Source organism: Tautonia plasticadhaerens, assembly GCF_007752535.1.
Lineage (GTDB): Bacteria > Planctomycetota > Planctomycetia > Isosphaerales > Isosphaeraceae > Tautonia > Tautonia plasticadhaerens.
The window spans coordinates 5,208,470-5,229,118 of sequence record NZ_CP036426.1 but is presented as its reverse complement, the minus strand read 5'-3'; the positions used below and the strand labels follow the sequence as shown (position 1 = coordinate 5,229,118).

Genomic DNA, 20,649 nt, shown 5'->3' with positions numbered 1-20,649 from the left:
AGGGAACGCTGCATGCCAGTCCGAATCCCCTCCTACCGCCTCCACAGGCCCTCCGGCCAGGCCGTCGTCACCCTGGCCGGCAAGGACCACTACCTCGGCAAGCACGGCTCGACCGAGAGCCGCCAGGAGTACAGGCGCCTGGTCTCCGAGTGGCTCGCCCGGCCGGCACCCGGCCCTCCCCCGGGACCGGCCGGCAGGCCCGACCTGACGATTAACGAGCTGCTGCTCGCCTACTGGGACCATGCCCGGTCCTACTACGTCAAGGAGGGTCGGCCGACCTCCGAGGTCGCGACCATCCGCCAGGCCCTGCGGCCGGTCCGCGAGCTATACGGCGAGACGCCGGCCGTCGACTTCGGCCCCCTGGCCCTCAAGGCGGTCCGCCAGGCGATGATCGATCGCGGCTGGTGCCGGGGCTACATCAACAAGCAGGTCAATCGCATCCGCCGGGCCTTCACCTGGGCGGCCGAGAACGAACTGCTGCCCGTCTCCTCGCACCAGGCCCTCTGCAGCGTGTCCGGGCTGAGGGAGGGCCGCTCGGGGGCCCGCGAGCGGCCGCCGATCGGGCCGGTCTCCGACGCGGACTTCGAGCGGACCCTGTCCCTGCTCCCGCCGACGGTGGCGGCGATGGCCCGGCTGCAGCGGCTGACCGGGATGCGCCCCCAGGAGATCGTCATGATGCGAGGAGCGGAGGTCGACACGTCCGACCCGGATTGCTGGGTGTACCTCCCGGGTCGGCACAAGGGCCAGCACCACGGGCGAGATCGGGTCGTCTACCTCGGCCCCCGGGCCCGCGAACTGCTCCGCCCCTTCCTGGACGAGGAGCCGGTCGGCTACCTGTTCAGCCCGAGGCGGGCCGAGGCCCGTCGTCGGGAAGGCCTGCGGGCCCGCCGCCGATCGCCGCTCACGCCATCCCAGCGGGCCCGGGCCCCGAAGGCCGACCCGGCCCGGGAGGCCGGTGACCATTACCAGGTGGCCAGCTATCGGCGGGCGATCCGGCGGGCGTGCGGGCGGCTGGGGCTCACGGTCTGGTTCCCGCACCAGCTTCGCCACGCGGCGGCCAGCGAGATCCGCCGCCGGTACGGCCTGGAGGCGAGCCAGGCGGTGCTGGGGCACGTCGAGCTGGGCACGACGCAGATCTACGCCGAGGTGGACCGGTCGCGGGCCCGACAGGTCATGATCGAGGCCGGCTGATCGGCAACCGCCAGCTGCCGCCGGCCTGGAAACCGCGGTGGCGACGATCCCGTTGGCCCGCCGTGCCACCCGGGAGGATCAAAGGCGCCGGAGAAAGTCCCCGAATGACAGGGTGATCCATGGGTGCGAGTGACGAATCCGACCGGCAAGAGGATGGCTCCCGTTTCCGGGAGTCTTTGATCGAGCACCTGTACGAGCCGCCGCTCCCCCATCTCAGCCTCGAGCAGGCCGCATTCAATCTCGGCTTCGCCTGCCGATGGATCCGGATGCCGGTCAGGCTCTGCTGGAACCTCGGGATCCCCCTGTACGACCCGGAATACGATATTTCGAAACTGGTCGATCGGATTGATGATTTCCTGCTGGTCCTTTCAGGCCGGTTGCACTGGAATGTCTTCGATAGACTCCCCACGGAGCTCGAAAAGACGAAGAAGCAGTTGCTGATTCTCGTCGAGGCGTGCCGGGAGCCATGGCGTTATCACGGGATCCGGGTGGATCGATGGAAGATCCCGTGGGGGAATTCCCATCGCCGTCTCTGCATCCTCGCCGACGCGGGTATCCCCCCGGCTGATCCGCTGCACCCGCTCTATGCGCTGGGGGCGGCCCTGGGCGGGTTCGTTGTGGCGCTGCAGGAAGAGATGCCCCCGCAGACCGTCGCGGGGTTGCCTCGCTTCCCACTGGACCTGGAGGACCTCCCCGACTTCTACCCTGTCGCCTCGGCGGCGGCCCGGACGCCGGCCTGGCTCCGGGAAGCCGTGCCGCTGCTGGGGACGATTGCCGATCGTGCGGGGGGAGACGGGCGTGAGTGGGACCGGCTCGGTGACCTGGGGGCCATCCTCGACGCCGCGGTCGAGCAGCTTGGCTGCCGCGACTCGTTCGCCTCCATCACTGTCGAGGAGATGGTCGATCGTCTTTGCGAGGACATCTTCATGGCCCTGCGCTCGCCGTCCGCCGGACCCGGCGACATCCTGCCGAGGTGGTGTTCCAGGGGAGGCAAGTTGTATTACGAGGGCGAGGAGGCCAGGGAGATCAGGAATGCCTCGAATGTGAAGATAGTCAAGATTGTCGCCGCATTCCAGAAGGCTTCATGGCCCACGAGGCTGGGGCTGGCTGAGATCAACGAGATCGAAGGACCGGAGATCTACCGAGAGCAGGTCTCTGATCAGGTGAAATCGCTCAACAAGGGGCTCCGGTTCATCAGGTTCAGTGCCCGGCGCGGGGGAGACGCTGTCGAATGGAACCGACAATGATCTGGCCGGGATCGGCATGACCGGTTGCTCGACAGGCCCGTGAAGGCCTCGGGTGATGGCAGCCGGAATGATCCGGGCGCCGGAATGGCCGACTGTCGGTCGTGAACCTCCGCCGAGGATGACGGAGAGCAACGGGACACCCTCGACGGCGGCCCCCGAACCCCTCCCGCCGGAGACTGGCCGGGATGGGCCATACATGCATGTAGGCGACGGCGGACCGCGGCGGTCTCGATCGCCGGGATTGCGGTTCTCGCCAGCTTCCTTCTCGCCGGTTCCTCGACCGGCGTTGTTTCGAGGAGCTGTCGTGGGCAGCCGGCCTCGATCGCCGGAGCGACCGAAGACGGTCCACTCTCTCCGGCGATGCGGCTGCCGAGGTCGGCTGCGACCCTGAAAGCCGGGATGCCGGGAGGGGGGCGAGTGGCTCGCCGGGGTCATCCGGGAGTCCAACTCCGGGGACTGGCCCTGTCAGATCGAGGTCGACCGGGTCCTCGCGTCTTCACGGCCGACGCAGTCATGGGGGGGCGGCCCTGCCTGGATCGTTCCGATTGCGTCGGGCCCCGGGACGGTGAGAGCCCGGGTGGGGATGCCGTGGCCCCCTCCGCCTCTCGCCGGGAGCACGCCGGCTCGAGGTCGCCTTGACGGCCTGCGATCCGGGAACTCCCCTCGAAGTCCCCCAACTTCCAGTCCTACTCCCCGCGAATCTGACCGGGCCGATTTGAGAGACTTTCTCCCGTCCGCAATACCGACGGAGAGTTGCCCATGGCTGAACGAGTCCGCAATGAAATCGCCACCTGGCTCGACGACGCCCTCGCCAAGGGGGGCAGAGGCGGGCTGATCAGCCCGGCCGAGCTGGCCCGGCGGCTGCCGAACCGGCCTCACGTGTCGACGGTCTGGCGCTGGTGCCACCGCGGCATCCGGGGCGTCCGGCTGGGGACGGTGGCCATCGGGGGACGCCGCTACACGACCCCCGCCCTGGTCGAGGAGTTCCTCGCCCGGCTCAGCGAAAGTGGCGGGCCGAAGGGTGCTCCCCCCCCATCGCCGCCTCCTCCCGATCGCCGGGCCCGGGAGAAGGCCCGCGCCGCCGCCCGCGCGGCGATGGAGTTCTGAACCCGCCCTGGCGGCCCCAGATGACGCTCGCGTCGAGCGAGGCGGGACGGAATTGCCATGTGGTAATCCTGACTGATCGTTCGACGCGCACCGGCGGAGGCAGTCACACCTCTAAGACGAACCTCCCCGGAAGCTCGGACTGCTCCGTCCAGGGCCTGACCCGATCCGAGGATGGGTCGTCCGGGACGAACTGACCCATCTGGCCCGATTGTCCTGATACCGGAGCCTTTTCCCACTCGCCCCGAGCGACCTCTCATTGAACGACCTCGATCGATGCGACTGATGGGGACGACCGGCGGGAACACTCGTGCGGGGTCGGACGGGGCGGTCCCCGGGGGTCTCCGTCGCTGCGAAGCCGACCATGACCGAGGTGAGCCGACCGCCAAGAAGACCCGTCCGGTCGCCCCGGCGGGGGCGACCACAGGCTACTCCTTCTTCGCCAGCCTGGTTTCCTCGTCATCGTACCGTTCTTGCACCTTTCTACTCACCACAAGGAGCCATTCACGAGCAACATTCGGCCGGGGCCACCGATCGCATCGAGCCGGGGGCCCAACCTGATCGACGATCCGGATCCAGTCGGCCCCGGTGCTGGCCCGATCCCTTCCCCACGAACGATGGAGACCAGACAGATGAACCGGCACTCGACAATCTCCCCCATCCCCACGACCAGACCTGACAGGCCCTGCGATTTCTACGCCCAGCCGGGGCATCCAGAGATCATCGGTTTTCCCGAGTCAGAGATGGCAGAACTCGAGAAGGCCTCGGATCGGGGATACCTCATGATTGACCGCGAGGACCCGTTCCACGCCGGTCTCTGCGCGGCGTATCGATCCTGGTGCGTCAGCCGAGCCAGGCCTTGCATCGAGGTCCGGCGTCGGGGGGCCGAGGTGACGGTGACCCTCGACATGACCCCGTCGAGAGAGCACCTTGTCCAGGATTCGATGGTCCGCTGCACGGAGTGGCTCCTGGAAAACCAGTTCCAGCCGGACCAGTTCGAGGTCCACTCCGACGAGGTCGTCGTCAGGCGTGTCCCGCTCCACCTGGCCCGCCTGCTCGCCGGGCGGATTCGGGACAAGGAGCCGTTCGGTGAGAACGAGAGCCTTGAGTACTCCCCTAACCCCCCCCGGTGCCCGCGCTGGCTGAGGGAGTTGCGCCGGGTCAACGCCTCGGAGGAGCAGCTCTACGAGGCCGCCGAGGCCAGGGAGGAACGAGAGCGTGCGAGGGAGGCGGCCCTTGATGCGGAGGACGTCGAGCGTGTCCGGCAGCTCCCTGATCTGGGCAAGGAAGTCTGACCGACCCCGTTACCCTCCTGGCGGCTAACCCCCGCCGCCAGGGCTCCCTTCGGGGCAGCAGCCACATGGCGAGGAGAAGAGCCCGGCTGGATGGCCCCCAACCGGGCTCTGGAACTCTCCCGGGAGCGAGAGAGCGAAGCAGAGGAGACGATCGTGTCCACCGCAACGAACACCGCAGCGAATGAGGGATTCGTCGAGACGACCACTACCAGAGTACTCGATGGCCTTTGCACGCGCAATATCCCCCGCCCCGCCAACGCCGGACTTGAAGTCGACCCCGGCACGGCGCCGGTGGCCCTGTCGATCTCCGGGCCCGGACATGCCCACGACGAGCAGGCCTGGACGCAGGGGGCGTGCCGCTTGGCCGTGCTGGTCGACCGGACGATGGTCGCCCGTCGGGACGCCGTTGTCGGTTACCGGCCCGATCAGACCAGGCCCTCTGCGATCGGGAAGATCACGCGAAGGTCGAGGTGCAGCGAGCCCATTGTCGGCCAGCTCGAGCTTCGGCGACACTTCGGGGACATCAACGGTCTCAACGCGATCGCGTTGTTCCCGGTGGCCGAGGACGGCACCTGTCGCTGGGTCGGCTGGGACATCGACGCCCACGCCGGCGACGATGAGGCCTGGCGGATGGCCTGGGATCGGGCGTCGACCCTGCTGGGCCGGTTGGTCGAGCTGGGTATCGAGGCGTTGCTGGAGTACTCCGGAGGCGGTTTCCACCTCTGGAGCAGGTTCCAGGAGCCGATTCCTCAGGGGCAAGCGTTCCGGCTGCTCCGAGGCGTCCGGTCGGACCGGGTCGACGGCGTCGAGCTCTTCCCGGGGCGGGCCAATCGGCCGCGATCCGACTGGCTTGGTACGGCGCTGCGGCTGCCCGGACGGCATCCCGAGCGGGGGTGCTGGAGCAGGATCTGGGCGCCCGAGCTCCGGCGGTTCACCGACGGGGTCGAGACGATCGACCGCATGATCTCCTGGCTCGAGCGCCCGGGGATCGCCCTTGATGCGATCGAGCGGGCACTGGAGACGCTCCCGGCGATGGAATGGTACCGGGAGTCGGAGACGAGACCGCGGCCGGGAGAGGAACGCCCCTCGAGGACCGTTGACGCCGATCTCGCCTTGAACACCTCGGTCGGCCCTCTGGACCGAACCCGGCTGAGGCACAGGCTCCGAAGGAGTGCTCGAGAGGTAGCCTCCACGAGGGCTGGCCATGGGGAGCGTCGGCAGGTTCTGAACCGCGTCGCCTTCGAGTTCGGCGGCTACATCCATCACTGTGACCTGATGACGTTCGAGCAGGCCTCCCGGCGGCTCTGGGCGGCAGCGCGGGTGAACGGCATGGCACGCGAGGAGCCGGATCGGACCCGGCGGACGATCGAGGAAGGGCTACGAGACGGGGCGAACCGGCCGCTGTCCCTGGCAGATGACGACCGCGCAACGATCGCTGATGACGAGGGTGGGTCCGCCACAGATCCCATCGACGGGGAGGGGCTGGCCGGGACCTCCTCGGACGGCCTGGCTGGCCACCGCCGTCGGCACGAGGCGCCCGACGACCCGGACCGGCTGGCCCGGATCTCCCTCGTCGCGATTCGCGCCGCTGAGATGGGATTGGTGCGATGGAACCAGCAGTTCTACACCTGGCACCCCGACAGGCCGGCCTATGTCCTGCGGCCCGAGGAAGAGATCCGCGCGACGGTTCGCAAGTCGATCCTCAACGATTTCGATCGCCTGCAACGGGACGCGATCCGGAAGTCTCGCCGGAGGGGTCTGTCGCCGCCGATGGTCCGCAAGGTGACCCCGCAACTGCTGAACTCGGCGCTCGACGCAATTCGGAGTGAGGTCCTGCTGCCGGGAGATCGGGACCCGCCGACCTGGATCGGTGACTGCCAGTTGAGGTCGGATCCCCACCTGGTCCTGCCGATGCGAGGAACGTTGCTGGATCTCTCCGGGTTGAGGGTCGACGACGACGGGACGGTTGACCACGCATCCATCCGTACGATGGCCCCGACGTCCGACTTCTTCAGTCTCTACAACGTGCCCTACGACTACGATCCGGAGGCCATGCCGCCGGGCCGCTGGTTCTCGTTCCTGGACGAGATCTTCCCCGGGGACGAGCAGTCCCTGCGCGAGCTGAGGAAGTGGTTCGGCTACTTGATGCTCCCCGACACGAGCCGGCAGGCGATCCTGATGCTCGTCGGCGCCAGCCGGTCGGGCAAGGGCACCATCGCCCGCGTGCTCAGGAAACTGATCGGCGAGCAGAACGTCGCCTCCCCGGCGATGTCCGAGCTGGCCGGCGACCATGGGTTGCAAGACCTGATCGGCAAGAGCATAATCCTCTTTTCCGACGCCCGGCTGGCCGGCGATGGTGCGAAGCTCGCACTTGCCCAGGAAAGGCTGCTGAAGATCAGCGGCGAGGATCCCGTCCGGATCAACCCCAAATTCGGGATCCCCTACACGACCACGCTGCCGGGTCGGATCATCATCCTCTCCAACGAGGTGCCCAGTTTCCGGGACAATTCCCAGGCCTTCGTCAACCGGGCCCGGCCCTTGAAGTTCGGCGTCACCTTTGCGGGGCGGGAGGATCGGACCCTCACCGGCGAGGGGAAGAATGTCGGTCAGCTCGACAATCCCCGGGCGCTGGCCGGCATCGCCAACTGGGCCCTCGGCGGGATCGGCCTGCTCCGGGCCGATGGGCGTTTCCAGGTGCCCGAGACCGCCCGGCCGCTGCTCGATTCGCTCCTCGAGGCGAGCGTCCCACTGCGGTCGTTCGTCGACGACTGGCTCGATCGCTCGGCCCCGGAGCACAAGGTTCCTACACCCCTGCTCTATGCCGCCTACCTTCAGTGGCGTGACGAGTCGGGGATCTCGACGCGGCTGACGATCAACAACCTCGTCCGGCAACTTGGCTCGATCTGCCCGACGATCGTGGGGTGTGGCGACCGGGAGAAGGTCCTGGACCCGGTTGTCCAAAAACGCCTCAGGCAGGTCAAGGGCATCCGATTGGCCCAGCACCCTAGAGGGCAGTTCCTGGAAGAGGCGTCCTATGTTCGCAGGGCTCTCTGATTCCTGGTGTTGGCACGATCGCCAATGAGCTCCGCGTGGCCGCGGTCTGGCTGCAGTGTGGCCGGAGAATCAGCCCCACTGCGGCCAGCCGTAACCCGTTGCATCCCAGGCATTCCGGCGTCGTCGGGATGAGGATGGCCGCAGTGGCCGCAGGGATTCGGCAACCATGGGAATCCTTCCCAAAGAGGATAATCACCCCCCGCGCCCGACGACGCCGGCAGGATACGAGCGCGGTGAGCTTGAAGTGGTTTCTGTCACACTGCGGCCACTGCGGCCATGACGACAAAAGACAGGACCACATCCCTAACCCTTACAACGGTTTGGGTGATGGCCGCTGCACTCGACTTCCGCGGCCTTGCTTCGGTCAGGGTATTGGTCGACCCTCCGATGTTCGAGAGCCAATCGGATGATGACACGCCCGGCGTTCCCTGAATCCCGGCCACTACGTGGCGGCATACCCGGAACGACTAGACGCGCGTCGTCGGCCCGGCGTCGGTGATATCGAGCGGATCAACTGCTGGAAATGACCGTCCAGAAGTCTCTTACGCGATCATTTCCAGCGATGGACCCCCTCGTCGAGCGGAGCGAGGACGAGCGGGTCCGCCTGATTGCCGCCGAACTGAAGGCGATCGACGCCTGGGTCGCTGGCGGGGGGCCACCTTCGACCCGAAGACGCCCTGGAAAGGCGCCCGGCACGGGGCCGCCAGCAGCATTGACTTCGACCTCAGGCTCGCCCCATGCGACGGCGACACCTTCCGCGGCACGATCCGGTTCGACGAGGGCGACGCCCGCATGAAGGTCACCGGCGTGCTGGACGGCTGGCGGATTGACTTCGAGACGACGGAGATCATCCGCGGCCGGGCCCGCTCGCTCCGCTTCGGCGGCTACATCGTCAACGGCAAGATGCTACTGACCGTCTCCGGCATCTCGACCACCTGTGCCCCCGCCAGGGGCACCGTGCACCTCCGGAAGCAACCGTAAGTCGCGACGTACGAGGCTCCGGGGAGCTTGCAATACCGCCGGCGACCTGGCTCGACCGGGTTCATCGACGGCCTCGTCCCGGTCGTCAGTCTGCCGGAGGTTGCCCGATCCGGCAGGACGCACTCTCCCGGGCATAGAGAGTCGGGGGCAGGGCGCTACTGGAGACGGATCGCGACTTGCCATAAGAGGATTTCGGCGATCAGGCCGATCAGGCCGACCATGAGGAGGCCGGTGTTGAGGAGGAACCAGGGGCGTTCGTCGGGGTCGTTCACCAACCGCGCAAGGGCACGTCGTGCCCGTGATCGGTGGCGGGGTCTGCTCGAGCTGGACATAAACAGGCCTCCAACATCAGGGGGATCTTGAGCGAACGAGGGGCGGGGGCGAGGTAGGGGCAGGCGAGGTGGACCCTCTCTCGCCTCCCTCTCCGAAGCATGGGGAGATCAGGGATCCAGCGAGTCGATCGCCTGCCTGACCGCCGTGCCCGCGCGCCGGCAGCAGGCGACGCATTCGTCGTTGCCGATCGCCCGAGTCAGTTTGATCAATCGCTCGGCCTCGCTCTCGGCGAATCGGAGCCTGGCCAGCTCGTGGCGGTCGAGGTGGTCCCTCGTACGGGCGGACCGGGGGAGGCCCCGGGACTCCCTCAACTCGGACGGCGTGGCGCCGAGCACGAGCAGGGAGATCGCCCGGGTCGCCTCGGCGAACGGGTTCACCGCGTCGACCTTGCGGCAGTTGTGGTCGGCCATCGCGGCGACGAGGGCCTTGCGCTGGCCGATGCCCTCGATGCGGTCGGCGATCCAGCCATCGTCGCGTCCCCGTCGCCGATAGGCCTCGACGGCCCTGGCGACCTTCAGCCCCGGGTCGGACACCTCCTCGGCCCACTCCCGGAACGCCTCGTTGACGAAGCGGTGGAAAGCCGGCGAGAGGTACGCCGCGTAGGCCAGCGAGACCTGCCAGTGCCCCCAGGTCGCGCCGCCCCGGCCGCGCCGGGTCGAGAAAATATGCCCCACGGGCATATTTAGCGAGGAGGCCAGATCGTGGACGAATCGGGCCCCCTCCTTGCGTCGCCATTGGCTCGGGTCGCGATTGGGCGGCCGGCCGGCGGCCTCCCACATCTCGGTGAGGTTGATGAGCCGATTCTCGTCGATCGAGACGCGGACGCCCTGGTAGACGAAGGCAACTGCGGGGAGCGGAGGGGCCTCGGTCGGTCGGTTGGGCATCGAGACGGCCCTTGTTCGAGGGGGACGATCCTCCCGTTGCCATCCCGGCGTTCCCCGCATCGACGGGTGCCGGAGGCGGCGACCACCTCGGCCGCCGAGACGAGCATCGATCCCGCCCCCGTCTGGCGGGTCGCTCATGCGCGACCGGCCACCCCGATCCCAGGGGGTCCTGAGTGGGCAGCCGCCGCTCTTGGTCGACCTGACGCATCGATCCTCGAGTCGTTGTCAGGCGTTACGTCATGGTGATGATCAGCCGGCCGTCCCGAGACTTGCGGCACCTCGGCTCGCCGGTCGGTCCGCAGCCGACCCAGGGCCGGCCGCGCGGCGCGGACCGGCAATCCCCCCGGGGCTTCAGAAGACCGGCCCGCCGCGCCGGGCGGCCCCGGCATCGGGCCCGGTACTGCTGACCGTGGTCGAATAGACAAGGGAATGCTCGGGTTGGCAGACCGGGCTCCAGTCCTCCGGGCAGCCAATCGCTGGCGTCGAGGCCGATTCCCGGCCGGGGCCTCGTCTGACCCGGAGGCGTCCCTTCCGGCCCATAGGGTCCCTCGCCCGGGCTCTGCCACGCTGCCTCGGGGTCACGGGCGATGATCGCACCGGCAAGAAAAAGGCAATATGTGCCCCGTCTCCAGTCCCCGGAGTCTCCGCTTGAAAGACATCGACACCCGGCCGCCCGGCGTCGTGCCGGCCCCCCGGCCCGGCACCATGGCCCACGAGCCCGATCCGGTCGACGGCGAGATCGACGCGCTGCTCGCGTCGCTCGAGCGTTACGGCGTCATGCCGCCCGACTTCGAGAAGGTCTGGTCGGGCATCCATCGCATCCTCCGCGCCCGCAGTCGCGACGACCCGGCCGGCTCAGGCCTCCGACTACTGGACGAGGCGCTCGCCTTCGCCGGGCTGCTCGAGCTGCGTGCCCGATACGCGACGGCGACCAGGTTGAAGGCCTGGGACCGCGCCCGACGCGACCGCGGCGCCAACGGCCCCGAGCCGGTGCTTGACGACCGCGATTTGACTCGCCTGCTCGAGCTGCAGCGCCACCTCGCCGGGCTGGTCGACGCCCGGGCCGCCGCGGCGCGGAAGTGGGGGCTGGCCGCCCGGCACGGCACCCCCGGACAGGGTCGGGTCCGCGACGGCGACGAGACCCATCGTGGCCGGGGCATCGTCGGAGGGAGGGACGAACGATGAGTGATGACCCCAGGAGGCATGATCGGCCGTCGGGACCCGGCGATGGGGGCCGGCCGACGCAGCCCGGTCTGGAGGAACGCTGGGATCGGGTCAGGGCGGAGATGGAGCGGGCGGAATTCTGGCTCGGGAGGCAAGGGTCCATCGTCCTCAAGCCCTTCGAGGGCCGGCGCTACTGGGTCGTCCGGTTCCGGTTCGATCACGAGGGGCGGCGGCGTCAGGGCATGCTCTTCATCGGCCGGGAGGAGGACAGGGAGATGCTGCGCCGCGCACGGGAGCTCCTCGCCCGGTTCCGGTCCGAGGCGCTGGTCCTCAAGCTGATCTCCCGCAGCGCCCGTCAGGCCGCGCGGGCCCGCCGCGGCGCCCTCAGGGCAAACCGGTCGGCCCGAGGCGATGGCCTCGAGCGGGACGGGCGGGAAGACGTGGGCGAACGTCCACTGGGAACAGGATGGCCCTCTCCGTAGCGATTCCTGATCGGCATGGCGACGGGGTCGGGGCGTCGTGTTCGCGGTTGCCGGGAAGAGACGGGCCCGGCCGAGATGGTCCGGCCGGGCCCCGGGCTTCTCGGGACGGGGGGGCTGCGGGGCTACCGATCGTCCTCGTCGAGCCGCGAGCCGTCCGACCGAGGCGAGTGCGGGGACGGAGGCCGGGCGGCGGGGTGGAGGTCGCCCCCGGGGGCGAGGCGACGGATCAGCTCGGCCTGGTCGGCGAGAAGCCGCTAGGCACGCAGCAGCAGGCCGGTGAGCTCGGCCTCGCGCCGCATGGAGCCGACGGCCAGCTCGATCGGGTCGATCCCCGCGGCGGGGTCGAGCTCGGCCGGGCGATGCGTCGACGGGGTCGGGGGGTCAGGGGGGACGCGAGGCGGATCGAGGGGGGAGCGGCGATAAGAAGCCCTGACAAAACCTGGATGGCCTCGCAGCTTACCCAGCTTCGCCAGAGGTTTTGTCAGGACTTCACTAACCTACCTTACGCTCGTAGAATGCGCGGGCGGGTGACCTCCGCCCCCAGGAGGCCCCGGTCCCGTGACGCGACCCCCCGAATATTCCGTGCTCGACCTCGCCCCGATCCGCGAGGGGGACACGCCCGCAGACGCCCTCCGCAATTCGCTCGACCTGGCGCGCCAAGCGGAGCGCTGGGGCTACAAGCGGTTCTGGCTGGCCGAGCACCACAACATCCCGGGCATCGCCAGCGCCGCGACGGCCGTCGTCATCGGCCACGTCGCCGGGGGGACCTCGCGCATCCGCGTCGGGGCCGGCGGCGTCATGCTGCCGAATCACGCGCCGCTGGTGATCGCCGAGCAATTCGGCACCCTCGCCTCGCTCTACCCCGGGCGGATCGACTTGGGCCTGGGCCGCGCCCCGGGAGGCGACCGGCAGACCACCTACGCACTCCGCCGCAGCCTCGAGAGCACTGAAGGTGACTTCCCCCGCGACGTGGCGGAACTGCGGTCGTATTTCCGGCCGGCGGCCCCGGGGCAGGCGGTCCGGGCGATCCCGGGCGAGGGGCTGGACGTGCCGATCTGGATCCTGGGGTCGAGCGACTTCGGGGCGCGGCTGGCCGCCGAGCTGGGCCTGCCGTTCGCCTTCGCCTCGCACTTCGCGCCCGACTATCTGCTCCAGGCCCTGTCGCTCTATCGGGACAACTTCCGCCCCTCGGAGTCGCTGGCCGAGCCCCGGGTGATGATCGGGGTCAACGCGTTCGCGGCCGAGACCGACGCGGAGGGGGCCCGCCTCTTCACCTCGCTCCAGCAGGCGTTCGTCGGGCTGGTCCGGGGTCGACGCGGGCTGCTCCAGCCGCCGGTCGAGTCCATGGACGGCCTGTGGACCCCGGCGGAGCGGATGCAGGTCGAGCGGATGACCCGGATCTCCGTCGTCGGCTCGCCGGATTCGATCCGCCGCAGCCTGGGTGTGATCGTCGAGGCCACGAAGGCCGACGAGCTGATGCTCACGGGCCAGATCTTCGACCACGCGGCGCGGCTGCGGTCGTTCGAGATCGTCGCCCGGGTGTGCGCCGAGCTGGCCGACGGGCAGATGGGGCGTGGCACGTCCGCTGCGGACGTTCATGCGGCCGGGGCCGCGGCGTCGCCCGCCCCACGCTGATGCGATTTAGATGCGCTGATCGATCAGCACCGGCATCCGCTCCGCCCCGGTCATGATCCGGTAATAGTGGCTGGCCGGCTCGCAGAGCATGTACGCCACCGCCCAGCCGCGCTCATCCGGCACCAGCAAGCCCCGGATGCCCGTCTCGATCAGGTACCACACGCCCCGGCGCTCCAGGCCGTAGGACGCCGGGATCTCGACCGGGATGGCCCCGCTGTCCCGCCACCCGCCGTCCTTCACCGTCTGCTGCCACGTCCAGCCGGTGCGCGGCAGGCGGCGGCTCTGGCCCCGGCTGTTGCCCCAGCGCGCGACCTGGAGCCTCCCGTCGCGCCAGATCGGCAGGCACGGCCTGCGGTCGCGGAACAGGAAGCGGTACTCGGCCTGCCCGCCGCGCGTGTAGCGGCGGTGCGCCATCCCGAATCGCCCGATTAACTCCGTGGGCAGGTTGCTCTCCGTCACGGCGATTCCGAGGCACACGTCGGGTCTTCCTGCCCTCTGCCTTGACTGTTCGTGCGTGCATAGTACGCTTCTGTCCATGCGGCGCCAAGGCCCGGTCGGACATGTCGACGCCGACGCGTTTTACGTCGCGGCGGAGCGGGTGCGGTACGCCCACCTGGCCGGGATGCCGGTCGGCGTCCTGGGGAATCAGGGCGCGTGCGTCATCGCCAAGAGCTACGAGATGAAGGCGACCGGCGTCGGCACTGGGATGCCGATCTGGGACGCGATGAAGCTCTGCCCCGAGGGGATCTACGTCAAGCGCGACTTCCGCTGGTACGAGGTGCTCTCGCGGCTGATGCTGGAGACGATGCGGGAGCTGTCGCCCCGCGTCGAGTATTACTCCATCGACGAGTTCTTCTTCGAGGCGGCGAAGCCCCCGGCGGGCGACTATCAGGATTACGCCGTCCTGGTCCGGGACCGGCTCATGGATCGCATCCGGGTCCCCGTGACCGTGGGCATCGCCCGGACCCGCACGCTCGCCAAGCTGATCAGCGACACCGCCAAGCCTTTCGGGGCGCTGGCCATCCTCGACAAGGCGGCGGAGGAGTCGCTGCTCGCGGCACGCCCGGTCACCGATGTGACGGGCATCGCGGGCAGGAGGGAGAAGCGGCTGCTGCCCTGGGGTATCCGCACCTGCCTCGACCTGGCGAAATCCGACCGGCGGCTGATCCGCGGCCTGCTGACCGCCAGCGGCGAGGCGTTGTGGTGGGAATTGAACGGCGACCCCGTGATCCCGATCAATGCAGAACGGACGCCGCACAAGGTGATCTCGCGCGGCGGCAGCTTCGGCGATCCGACCGACAAGCCGGACGTGCTCTGGGCCTGGCTGGTGCGGAACCTGGAGCGGATGGTCGAGGAGCTGCTCTACCACCGGGTGCTGGCCGGGCGCGTGGCGGTCTGGGTCGGCTACCGCGACGGGCATGCCGGGGAGGGACGCGCGACGCTCGAAGTGCCGACCGATCGCTTCGACGTGCTGCTCGACACCTTCCGTCCCTGCCTGCGGCGGGCATGGGTGCCACGGGCTCTGGCGTCGCGTATGCATTTGTTCGCCGAGGATCTGCGGCCCCACACCCCACGCCAGCTCGGGCTGTTCGACGGGCTGGATGCCGAGGATGCGGCAACTGCCGTGAAGCAGGCAGTCAATGATCGGCACGGCCGCTTCGCGCTCCGAAGCGTGGCGACGCTGCCGCTTGGCCAGGTCTATGCGGACCGGGCCAACGGGTATGACATCTGCGACGTGCGCGGGAAGACGTGCTTCTGAGGCACAGGGAGGGGCCGGGCACGCCAATTTGTCTGGTTATTGCCGGTTCCCCCGCGATCCCGGCCATGCGATCCCTCAACGCGCGGATTTCGCTTGCTTTCCGGGGCCGCTTCCGGGAAAAGTATCGCTGCTACCGATGTCGTACCGAGATCCGACTACTTCCCTGCCGGGAGATAGTGTCATGGTCAGGATCGCGGCGGCAGCGTTCGGGCTTTGCATGGCGACCCTCCCCGGCCAGGCCGACGACGGGGCTGCCCCGGCGGACGTCCTGCGTGCCAGGGGACTCCGGCCGGACGGGCTTTTCTTCGTCCTCGACGAGGATGAGGCGTTGGCGGGATTCCGCGACGGCGACCGGACGGTGACCGCCTTCCAGGCGGCGTCCGCCCGGCGTGCGGCGATGCTCTACAACGACGGCGAGATCGCCGGGGCCGTCGCCCGGATCGATGCCCTGAGGACGCGGAACGCGGACCTGGGCCTGGTGATCGACCAGCTCAATCAGATCAACGAGTACCGCCCGCTGCGCAACTGGAACACGGGGCACAAGACGGCCCACAACGCGGCGAAGAACGAGATGAACGCGAACCGGGGCACGGTGCTCCAGCTCCAGAAGTATCTCAAGCAGCTCGGAGGCCAGCGGCCGGGCCGGGAGGGCCGCGCCGAGATCGATCGGGAGTTCGAGCGCCAGCATGGCTTCTTCAGCATCGCCGTCGAGAATCTCTCCGGCGTCATGGACCCCGTCGCCCGCGAGTACCGGGAGTTGGCCGCCGACGGGGAGGTCAGTGACGCGATCGAGGCGATCAACGCGGCCGAGGGGAAGCGATACCGGCTCGGGCCTTCCGATGATTTCCGGGAGGCGTACAAGCGGCTGAACGAGACGCGGGGGGCATTCGGGAAGTCGAAGCCCGCGAGCAGGCCGGGCATGGGAACGGCCGACGACGATGCAGCCGAAGCCAAGGCACGCACGGTCTTTGCCATCGCCAAGGCGCTGGAGCCGCGCAATTCCAAGGCGGCGCTGGAGCGCTATCGGGCCATCGTCTCCGACTATCCCGGCACACCGGAGGCCGAGGAGGCCTCCAGGCGGATCGAGGCGCTGGAAGTCAATCGGCGTTGAGCCGCCGACGGCGCGGCCGTCAGCCGAGCAAATCGACCATGCGCTTCAGCTTGTCTGCGCCGTATTGGGCGATCAGGGGCTTGAGCGCCTCCAGCGTGTCGAGCAAATCACCCTCGCCCGTCGCCTCGTTCCGGGGCGGCGGGGCCGGATCGCCATTCTCCGGCTCGATCTTCGGCTTCCGGCCGCGTCGGGCCGGTGCCGCCTGCTTCGCGGCCCTCCCCTCGCCTTCCTTCTTCTTCATCTGGCTCTTCACCGCGCTGAAGTGCTGCGGGTTCATGTCGATCCCGAACGACCGCTTGATGTAGTCCACCGCCTCGCCGGGCTTCTCGTAGCCCGCGTCGAGGGCGGCGCGGGCGGCCTGCGACTTGTTCGGGGCGTCGCCGCCGGTTCCCAGCTCGTCGTCCTCGTCGTCGACCGGCTCGGTGGCCTCGGGTTCCTCCTGCTCCTCCGGGATTTCCTGGGAGATTTCCTCGTCTTCGATGGGCAGCGGCTTTGCGGATTTGCGCGCCATGGCTGCGGCTCCGTGCTGGGGCGGTCGTGATGAACCTAGCTTACCACGCGGTCGTATTAACCAAGGGGGCGCGCTGCGCAATCGCTACGGCCGGCATCGTATCCGGTGCTGACGTTGGCCTCCTGGCGGCGAGTTCGCCGATCAAGGGCCGGAGATGCCCGTCATCGCGTCCACGGAGGCCCCCCGATGTGCGGCAGGTATACGCTGAGGAAGTCGAAGGCCGAGCTGGCGGAGCACTTCGGCGTCGACGTGCCGGAGGTCGTGCGCTACAACATCGCGCCGTCGCAGTGGCTGCCGGCGATCACCTCGGACGCGGTGAAGCTGCTGAAGTGGGGCTTCCTGCCCTGCTGGTCCAAGGAGCCGAAAGTCAGCTTCTCCAACATCAACGCCCGGCGCGAGACGGTGGCGACCAGCAATGCCTACCGCGGCTCGTTCCGCAAGAAGCGGTGCCTCGTCCCATCGGATGGTTTTTATGAATGGGCGCCCGGCACTCCGAAGCGGCCGCACCATTTCCGGCTGAAATCCGGAGACTCCTCGCTGATCCCCACTTGATCCTCATGCGGCTCGCCGTGATCGTTGGCCTGCATCAGCTTGTGCCTCGCGGCCCCCACTCGATGGCTCGGCCTTGAACTTCGCAGCCTTGGGCGATGACTGATGGCTCCAGACCTCGTCCAGTTTCAGGACCACGAACCGGACCAGCGTCCGGCGACGACGCCACTTGTACCGCACCTTCTCCAGGAACCGGAACAGCCGGTTGCTCCGCTCCACGTGGTTGTTCGTCCGCACCCGGCGGCCCGCCGGGCCGTTCAAGTACGCTATAAGCTTCGGGAACTTCTCCTCGTCGAGCTGGTCCATCGCCTTGACCAGCTCGGGCACCGCGTAGAATGCCGGGTCGCGCACGATCGCCGACCGACGGCAGCTCGCCTGGTGGAGGTCCTTGGGCGTGTCGAACAGCCAGTAGACCCGGTCGGCGAACCGCCGCAGCGTCGCCAGCTCCGGCAGGCACCCCAGCATTCGGGTCAGGTCGGCTCGCTCGGCCTCGGTGAGCTTCTCCCGACGCTTGACGATCAGGTGACGATGCTTGAACACGAAGTGGGCCTTCTCCCTGAGCGTCGGCCCGCGACGCCCGGCGGTGGCCCTGGACCTCCGGCCCTTGCGTCCCCGCTTCTTCTTGCGCCCGGCCTTGCCCCGACGGGCCATCGCCCCTCTCAGCCGGCGCACCGCGTCCAGGATCAGCCCGTTGATCGACTTGATGACGTGGAAGGCGCACAGCTGGTGGTCGGCCTCGGGCCACAGCTCGGCCAGCAGCTCGGGGTAGAGGTTCGATCCGTCGGTGACCACCACCCGCGGGGAGAGCCCCCGGGTCTTGAGGTTCTTGAAGAACCGACGCATGTGGTCGGCGTCGTTCTTGTCGACCAGGGCGAAGGCCACGGGCAGGTCGGCCAGCGGGTCGGTGGCCAGCAGCAAGGTGAAGCGGCCCAGGTGCAGCTCATCGACGCAGAGCGTGCCGCTGAAGCGTTCCAGGACCGCCCGTCGGTGCGCCGCCATGTCGAGCGAAGCGGCGTGGTCGCGGAGCACGTCGTAGACGAATCCCGTGGAGAGGTCCAGCAGGAACTCGCGGCGGATCGACGCCAGGGTCCGCTCGATGCTCATGCCGTCCTTGATCAGGCGGTCGAGCACCAGGTCGCGGACCTTGTTGTCGTACCTGGCCTTGGGGAGCACCCCCTCGGGGGTGTTGCGGAAGGTCGTGCGGCACCGGCACCGAGCGGTGTACTCGCCATAGGTGACTTCCAGGACGGCGACGGCCTTGTAGGCGACGGTGCGCACGGTGCGGGTCAGGGCCCGCTTGCGTCGGCCCCGCTTGCCGCAGTTCGGGCAGGGGGCCTTCTTGGGTGCGCAGCGGACGGGTATAACGATCGAAGTGGGTGCTTCGGTGCCCATGGCTTGCGTCCCCGGTGGTGAGGCTCGTGTTCAACCTCATTCACCGGGACGCAGGCCCTATCCTTCAAGGGCAAAACGGCTTACTGCCTGTCGTCCGCGTGGTGGGGATCGGCGAGGAGTCTCGAAATCCGGCGCCCCGTTCGCGTTCGCGGGCCTCTGGGACCGCTGGGAGCGGGACGGGCAGGAGCGGGAGACCTTCGCCCTGGTCACGACCGAGGCGAACGCCGTCGTCGCCCCGGTGCATGGGCGGATGCCGGTGATCCTGAAGCCCGATGACCATCAGGCGTGGCTCGACCCGGAGGCGACGCAGGAAGAGCTTCTTGCGCTGCTCGATCCGCTGGAGCCGGGGCTGATGGAGGGCTATCCGGTCGGGCTGGCGGTCAACAGGCCGTCGGTCGACGGGCCGGAATGCGTCGAGCGGGCGTGAGTCAGGCGGCGCGACGCGGCCAGAGGATCGCCATCACCACGCCGATCACCAGCCCCGCGATCGCCCCTCCGGCGGTGCCGAGGGCGAGGTTGAAGGCGACGACGATCATGGAGGCGATCCCCGCCGTCTCGCCCCCGAGCGTCGTCATCTGCGCGTCGGGGTTGGCCTCCTCCATGCCCCGGAAGTAGCCGACGGCCAGCCCGCAGGCCGCGACAAGGAGCGTGATGAGGGCGACCAAGAGCGAGCGGCCGAGGGTCGACACCAGCAGCTTGCCGATGTGTCGGTTGGACATGGCTGTGCCCCCCAGGTTCGGGTTGCTACCCGAACACTGGGAGGAAGGCCGTTCGGCGTGCGATCGGCGCGAGTTGGGGCGAACACCGATTCAGCCCACCTCGCTGACCGCCGGGGATCGTTCGGCGCAAACCCGTTCGATCCTACCGACTTCCGCCGCCATCCGGTCCAGCCGGGCGGCGAGCCTGCGCGTCGCTTCCGACTCCCCGCCATTGTCGATCGCCCGCCGCAAGGCGTCGCGGGCGTCCTCGATCCGCAGGCGGGCCTCGTCCAGGTCGCCTGCCGCCGCCTCGATCGCGTCGTCGTGGTCGATCATGGGTGCGATCCGCGCCGGGGATGAAGGTTCTCAGGCGGGATTGTACGGGAGATCGCCGCAAGGTTCGATCTGGCCAGGCGTTTAGATACGGCTGGCGGGGGATATCGCCCAGAATATCCGGGCCCGGCGTCCGAATCCTGGATGGAGCCCGGACTTTCCCCACCGCGAGGCACCGATGGACAAGCTCGAACTCGACGCGCGCATGACCCGGCTGGAGCGGCGTCACGGACTCGTGCTGGCCCTGCTGCTGGTCGTCCAGGCGGCCGTGCTGGCGCTGCTGATCGGCTTTCCCCGCTTCGGCCGCGTGGAGCCCTCGATGAGGTCGACGGTTATCGCCGCCCCGCTGCCGCCGTCCACGCAACCGGCGGAGTGGATCACGACGGAGATGGCGTCGGATATGGGCGTGGCCAGCATGATGAGCGGCATGGCGCGCTCCGACTCGATGACGGTGCATTACCGCGAGCTCGCCACGCTGAAGCAGCTCCAGGGCGAGGGCGTCATTTCCGAGGCGGAATGGCAGGCGAAGAAGGAGCAGGTGCTCTCCAGGCAGCTCAACCCCGAAGACCTGCGGACCGACCTGGAGATGGTCCGGAAGCTCGTCGATGCCGGGGCGCTCACCGAAGGGGAGCAGGCCTCGCTGCGGACCAGGCTGCTCGGCCTTGAGGAGCCGAAGGCCTAGGACAAGCCGGAATTCTGAACGGTTACGCCTCCATGGCGTAGGACTCGAGGTAGCCGCACTTGGGGCAGCGGAAGGTGGCGACCTTGTGCCGCTCCTTGCCCCGGAGCCTCAGGCCGGTCCAGAACGAGTGCTGTGGCGGCCCCTCGACCCATTCCGATGGCAAGCGGCCGTTGCGCGTGTGGTCGAGAATGAAGCCCTCCTTCATTGCTTGCGAGCACTTCGGGTAGGTCGGGGCACGCATGGG

General features: G+C 68.7%; 22 protein-coding genes. 14 read left to right on the top strand and 8 right to left on the bottom strand.

Annotation, left to right across the window (positions count from 1 at the left end; all coding sequences use genetic code 11):
• Positions 1 to 12: 12 nt before the first annotated feature.
• From ElP_RS20900 to ElP_RS20875, 6 genes are all read left to right on the top strand, one after another.
• Entirely contained in the window at positions 13 to 1,191 is a 1,179-nt protein-coding gene (locus tag ElP_RS20900) for a tyrosine-type recombinase/integrase (RefSeq protein WP_145272575.1), read from the top strand.
• Positions 1,192 to 1,367: 176 nt separating this feature from the next.
• Complete coding sequence (locus tag ElP_RS20895; RefSeq protein ID WP_145272573.1) at positions 1,368 to 2,438, top strand: hypothetical protein; 1,071 nt, start codon at positions 1,368 to 1,370, stop codon at positions 2,436 to 2,438.
• 759 nt (positions 2,439 to 3,197) lie between these two features.
• Entirely contained in the window at positions 3,198 to 3,545 is a 348-nt protein-coding gene (locus ElP_RS20890; protein WP_145272571.1) for a DUF1580 domain-containing protein, read from the top strand.
• Positions 3,546 to 4,285: 740 nt separating this feature from the next.
• Positions 4,286 to 4,837 carry a hypothetical protein gene (locus tag ElP_RS20885; protein WP_145272569.1) on the top strand — a complete coding sequence of 184 codons (552 nt, stop codon included), beginning with the start codon at positions 4,286 to 4,288 and terminating at the stop codon, positions 4,835 to 4,837.
• Positions 4,838 to 4,990: 153 nt separating this feature from the next.
• The gene (locus tag ElP_RS20880) at positions 4,991 to 7,891 is read left to right on the top strand and encodes a DNA primase family protein (protein ID WP_197446242.1); all 2,901 of its coding nucleotides are present in this window, start codon (positions 4,991 to 4,993) and stop codon (positions 7,889 to 7,891) included.
• 792 nt (positions 7,892 to 8,683) lie between these two features.
• Positions 8,684 to 8,872: a hypothetical protein gene (locus ElP_RS20875; protein ID WP_145272565.1), complete on the top strand. Its 189-nt coding sequence runs from the start codon at positions 8,684 to 8,686 to the stop codon at positions 8,870 to 8,872.
• Positions 8,873 to 9,027: 155 nt separating this feature from the next.
• Here ElP_RS20875 and ElP_RS38435 read toward each other — a convergent pair whose 3' ends face one another.
• Both ElP_RS38435 and ElP_RS20870 read right to left on the bottom strand, forming a co-directional pair.
• Positions 9,028 to 9,204 carry a hypothetical protein gene (locus ElP_RS38435; protein ID WP_197446241.1) on the bottom strand — a complete coding sequence of 59 codons (177 nt, stop codon included), beginning with the start codon at positions 9,202 to 9,204 and terminating at the stop codon, positions 9,028 to 9,030.
• 108 nt (positions 9,205 to 9,312) lie between these two features.
• A complete protein-coding gene (locus ElP_RS20870) occupies positions 9,313 to 10,089 on the bottom strand; it encodes a KilA-N domain-containing protein (RefSeq protein WP_197446240.1) in 777 nt (258 codons plus the stop codon).
• A gap of 648 nt (positions 10,090 to 10,737) precedes the next feature.
• On the opposite strand from ElP_RS20870, the gene ElP_RS20865 reads away from it, so the two are divergent.
• From ElP_RS20865 to ElP_RS20855, 3 genes are all read left to right on the top strand, one after another.
• Entirely contained in the window at positions 10,738 to 11,274 is a 537-nt protein-coding gene (locus tag ElP_RS20865) for a hypothetical protein (RefSeq protein WP_145272561.1), read from the top strand.
• Positions 11,271 to 11,735: a hypothetical protein gene (locus tag ElP_RS20860; protein WP_145272559.1), complete on the top strand. Its 465-nt coding sequence runs from the start codon at positions 11,271 to 11,273 to the stop codon at positions 11,733 to 11,735. Before ElP_RS20865 ends, ElP_RS20860 begins: the two co-directional genes overlap by 4 nt.
• A 558-nt stretch (positions 11,736 to 12,293) precedes the next feature.
• The gene (locus tag ElP_RS20855) at positions 12,294 to 13,370 is read left to right on the top strand and encodes an LLM class flavin-dependent oxidoreductase (protein WP_145272558.1); all 1,077 of its coding nucleotides are present in this window, start codon (positions 12,294 to 12,296) and stop codon (positions 13,368 to 13,370) included.
• A gap of 6 nt (positions 13,371 to 13,376) precedes the next feature.
• Here the strand turns inward: ElP_RS20855 and ElP_RS20850 are convergent, their stop codons facing one another.
• Entirely contained in the window at positions 13,377 to 13,847 is a 471-nt protein-coding gene (locus tag ElP_RS20850; protein WP_145272556.1) for a hypothetical protein, read from the bottom strand.
• Positions 13,848 to 13,905: 58 nt separating this feature from the next.
• On the opposite strand from ElP_RS20850, the gene ElP_RS20845 reads away from it, so the two are divergent.
• Together ElP_RS20845 and ElP_RS20840 are read left to right on the top strand one after the other, a co-directional pair.
• Positions 13,906 to 15,129 (top strand): DNA polymerase Y family protein, encoded by a 1,224-nt coding sequence (locus ElP_RS20845; protein WP_145272554.1) that lies wholly within the window; start codon positions 13,906 to 13,908, stop codon positions 15,127 to 15,129.
• A 181-nt stretch (positions 15,130 to 15,310) separates the two neighbouring features.
• Positions 15,311 to 16,240, top strand: coding sequence for a hypothetical protein (locus tag ElP_RS20840; RefSeq protein WP_145272552.1), 930 nt, complete (start codon positions 15,311 to 15,313; stop codon positions 16,238 to 16,240).
• A gap of 19 nt (positions 16,241 to 16,259) precedes the next feature.
• Here the strand turns inward: ElP_RS20840 and ElP_RS20835 are convergent, their stop codons facing one another.
• On the bottom strand, positions 16,260 to 16,751 hold the full coding sequence (locus ElP_RS20835; RefSeq protein WP_145272550.1) for a hypothetical protein: 492 nt from the start codon (positions 16,749 to 16,751) through the stop codon (positions 16,260 to 16,262).
• Positions 16,752 to 16,937: 186 nt separating this feature from the next.
• Between ElP_RS20835 and ElP_RS20830 the strand changes: the two genes are divergently transcribed.
• Entirely contained in the window at positions 16,938 to 17,303 is a 366-nt protein-coding gene (locus ElP_RS20830) for an SOS response-associated peptidase (RefSeq protein ID WP_145272548.1), read from the top strand.
• Between the two features lie 3 nt (positions 17,304 to 17,306).
• On the opposite strand, the gene ElP_RS20825 is transcribed toward ElP_RS20830, so the two are convergent.
• On the bottom strand, positions 17,307 to 18,692 hold the full coding sequence (locus ElP_RS20825) for a transposase (protein ID WP_145272546.1): 1,386 nt from the start codon (positions 18,690 to 18,692) through the stop codon (positions 17,307 to 17,309).
• Between ElP_RS20825 and ElP_RS20820 the strand changes: the two genes are divergently transcribed.
• Complete coding sequence (locus ElP_RS20820) at positions 18,691 to 19,119, top strand: SOS response-associated peptidase (RefSeq protein WP_145272544.1); 429 nt, start codon at positions 18,691 to 18,693, stop codon at positions 19,117 to 19,119. The two genes, ElP_RS20825 and ElP_RS20820, sit on opposite strands and share 2 nt — an antisense overlap.
• A gap of 1 nt (position 19,120) precedes the next feature.
• Here the strand turns inward: ElP_RS20820 and ElP_RS20815 are convergent, their stop codons facing one another.
• Together ElP_RS20815 and ElP_RS20810 are read right to left on the bottom strand one after the other, a co-directional pair.
• The gene (locus tag ElP_RS20815; RefSeq protein WP_145272542.1) at positions 19,121 to 19,411 is read right to left on the bottom strand and encodes a hypothetical protein; all 291 of its coding nucleotides are present in this window, start codon (positions 19,409 to 19,411) and stop codon (positions 19,121 to 19,123) included.
• Between the two features lie 90 nt (positions 19,412 to 19,501).
• A complete protein-coding gene (locus ElP_RS20810) occupies positions 19,502 to 19,726 on the bottom strand; it encodes a hypothetical protein (protein WP_145272540.1) in 225 nt (74 codons plus the stop codon).
• 175 nt (positions 19,727 to 19,901) lie between these two features.
• Here ElP_RS20810 and ElP_RS20805 point away from each other — a divergent pair, with 175 nt between their 5' ends.
• Positions 19,902 to 20,405, top strand: a complete 504-nt coding sequence (locus ElP_RS20805) for a hypothetical protein (RefSeq protein ID WP_145272538.1) — start codon at positions 19,902 to 19,904, stop codon at positions 20,403 to 20,405.
• Positions 20,406 to 20,427: 22 nt separating this feature from the next.
• Here the strand turns inward: ElP_RS20805 and ElP_RS20800 are convergent, their stop codons facing one another.
• Positions 20,428 to 20,646: a hypothetical protein gene (locus tag ElP_RS20800; RefSeq protein ID WP_145272536.1), complete on the bottom strand. Its 219-nt coding sequence runs from the start codon at positions 20,644 to 20,646 to the stop codon at positions 20,428 to 20,430.
• Between the last annotated feature and the right edge of the window lie 3 nt (positions 20,647 to 20,649).

Bases quoted from the DNA above. Each gene is read 5' to 3' on its own strand.
- ElP_RS20825 (WP_145272546.1), bottom strand. From the start codon at position 18,692: ATGGGCACCGAAGCACCCACTTCGATCGTTATACCCGTCCGCTGCGCA.
- ElP_RS20860 (WP_145272559.1), top strand. From the start codon at position 11,271: ATGAGTGATGACCCCAGGAGGCATGATCGGCCGTCGGGACCCGGCGAT.
- ElP_RS20900 (WP_145272575.1), top strand. From the start codon at position 13: ATGCCAGTCCGAATCCCCTCCTACCGCCTCCACAGGCCCTCCGGCCAG.
- ElP_RS20815 (WP_145272542.1), bottom strand. From the start codon at position 19,411: ATGTCCAACCGACACATCGGCAAGCTGCTGGTGTCGACCCTCGGCCGC.
- ElP_RS20870 (WP_197446240.1), bottom strand. From the start codon at position 10,089: ATGCCCAACCGACCGACCGAGGCCCCTCCGCTCCCCGCAGTTGCCTTC.
- ElP_RS20845 (WP_145272554.1), top strand. From the start codon at position 13,906: ATGCGGCGCCAAGGCCCGGTCGGACATGTCGACGCCGACGCGTTTTAC.
- ElP_RS20840 (WP_145272552.1), top strand. From the start codon at position 15,311: ATGGTCAGGATCGCGGCGGCAGCGTTCGGGCTTTGCATGGCGACCCTC.
- ElP_RS20830 (WP_145272548.1), top strand. From the start codon at position 16,938: ATGTGCGGCAGGTATACGCTGAGGAAGTCGAAGGCCGAGCTGGCGGAG.
- ElP_RS20805 (WP_145272538.1), top strand. From the start codon at position 19,902: ATGGACAAGCTCGAACTCGACGCGCGCATGACCCGGCTGGAGCGGCGT.
- ElP_RS20890 (WP_145272571.1), top strand. From the start codon at position 3,198: ATGGCTGAACGAGTCCGCAATGAAATCGCCACCTGGCTCGACGACGCC.
- ElP_RS20820 (WP_145272544.1), top strand. From the start codon at position 18,691: ATGGCTTGCGTCCCCGGTGGTGAGGCTCGTGTTCAACCTCATTCACCG.
- ElP_RS20885 (WP_145272569.1), top strand. From the start codon at position 4,286: ATGGCAGAACTCGAGAAGGCCTCGGATCGGGGATACCTCATGATTGAC.
- ElP_RS20810 (WP_145272540.1), bottom strand. From the start codon at position 19,726: ATGATCGACCACGACGACGCGATCGAGGCGGCGGCAGGCGACCTGGAC.
- ElP_RS20800 (WP_145272536.1), bottom strand. From the start codon at position 20,646: ATGCGTGCCCCGACCTACCCGAAGTGCTCGCAAGCAATGAAGGAGGGC.
- ElP_RS38435 (WP_197446241.1), bottom strand. From the start codon at position 9,204: ATGTCCAGCTCGAGCAGACCCCGCCACCGATCACGGGCACGACGTGCC.
- ElP_RS20835 (WP_145272550.1), bottom strand. From the start codon at position 16,751: ATGGCGCGCAAATCCGCAAAGCCGCTGCCCATCGAAGACGAGGAAATC.
- ElP_RS20875 (WP_145272565.1), top strand. From the start codon at position 8,684: ATGAAGGTCACCGGCGTGCTGGACGGCTGGCGGATTGACTTCGAGACG.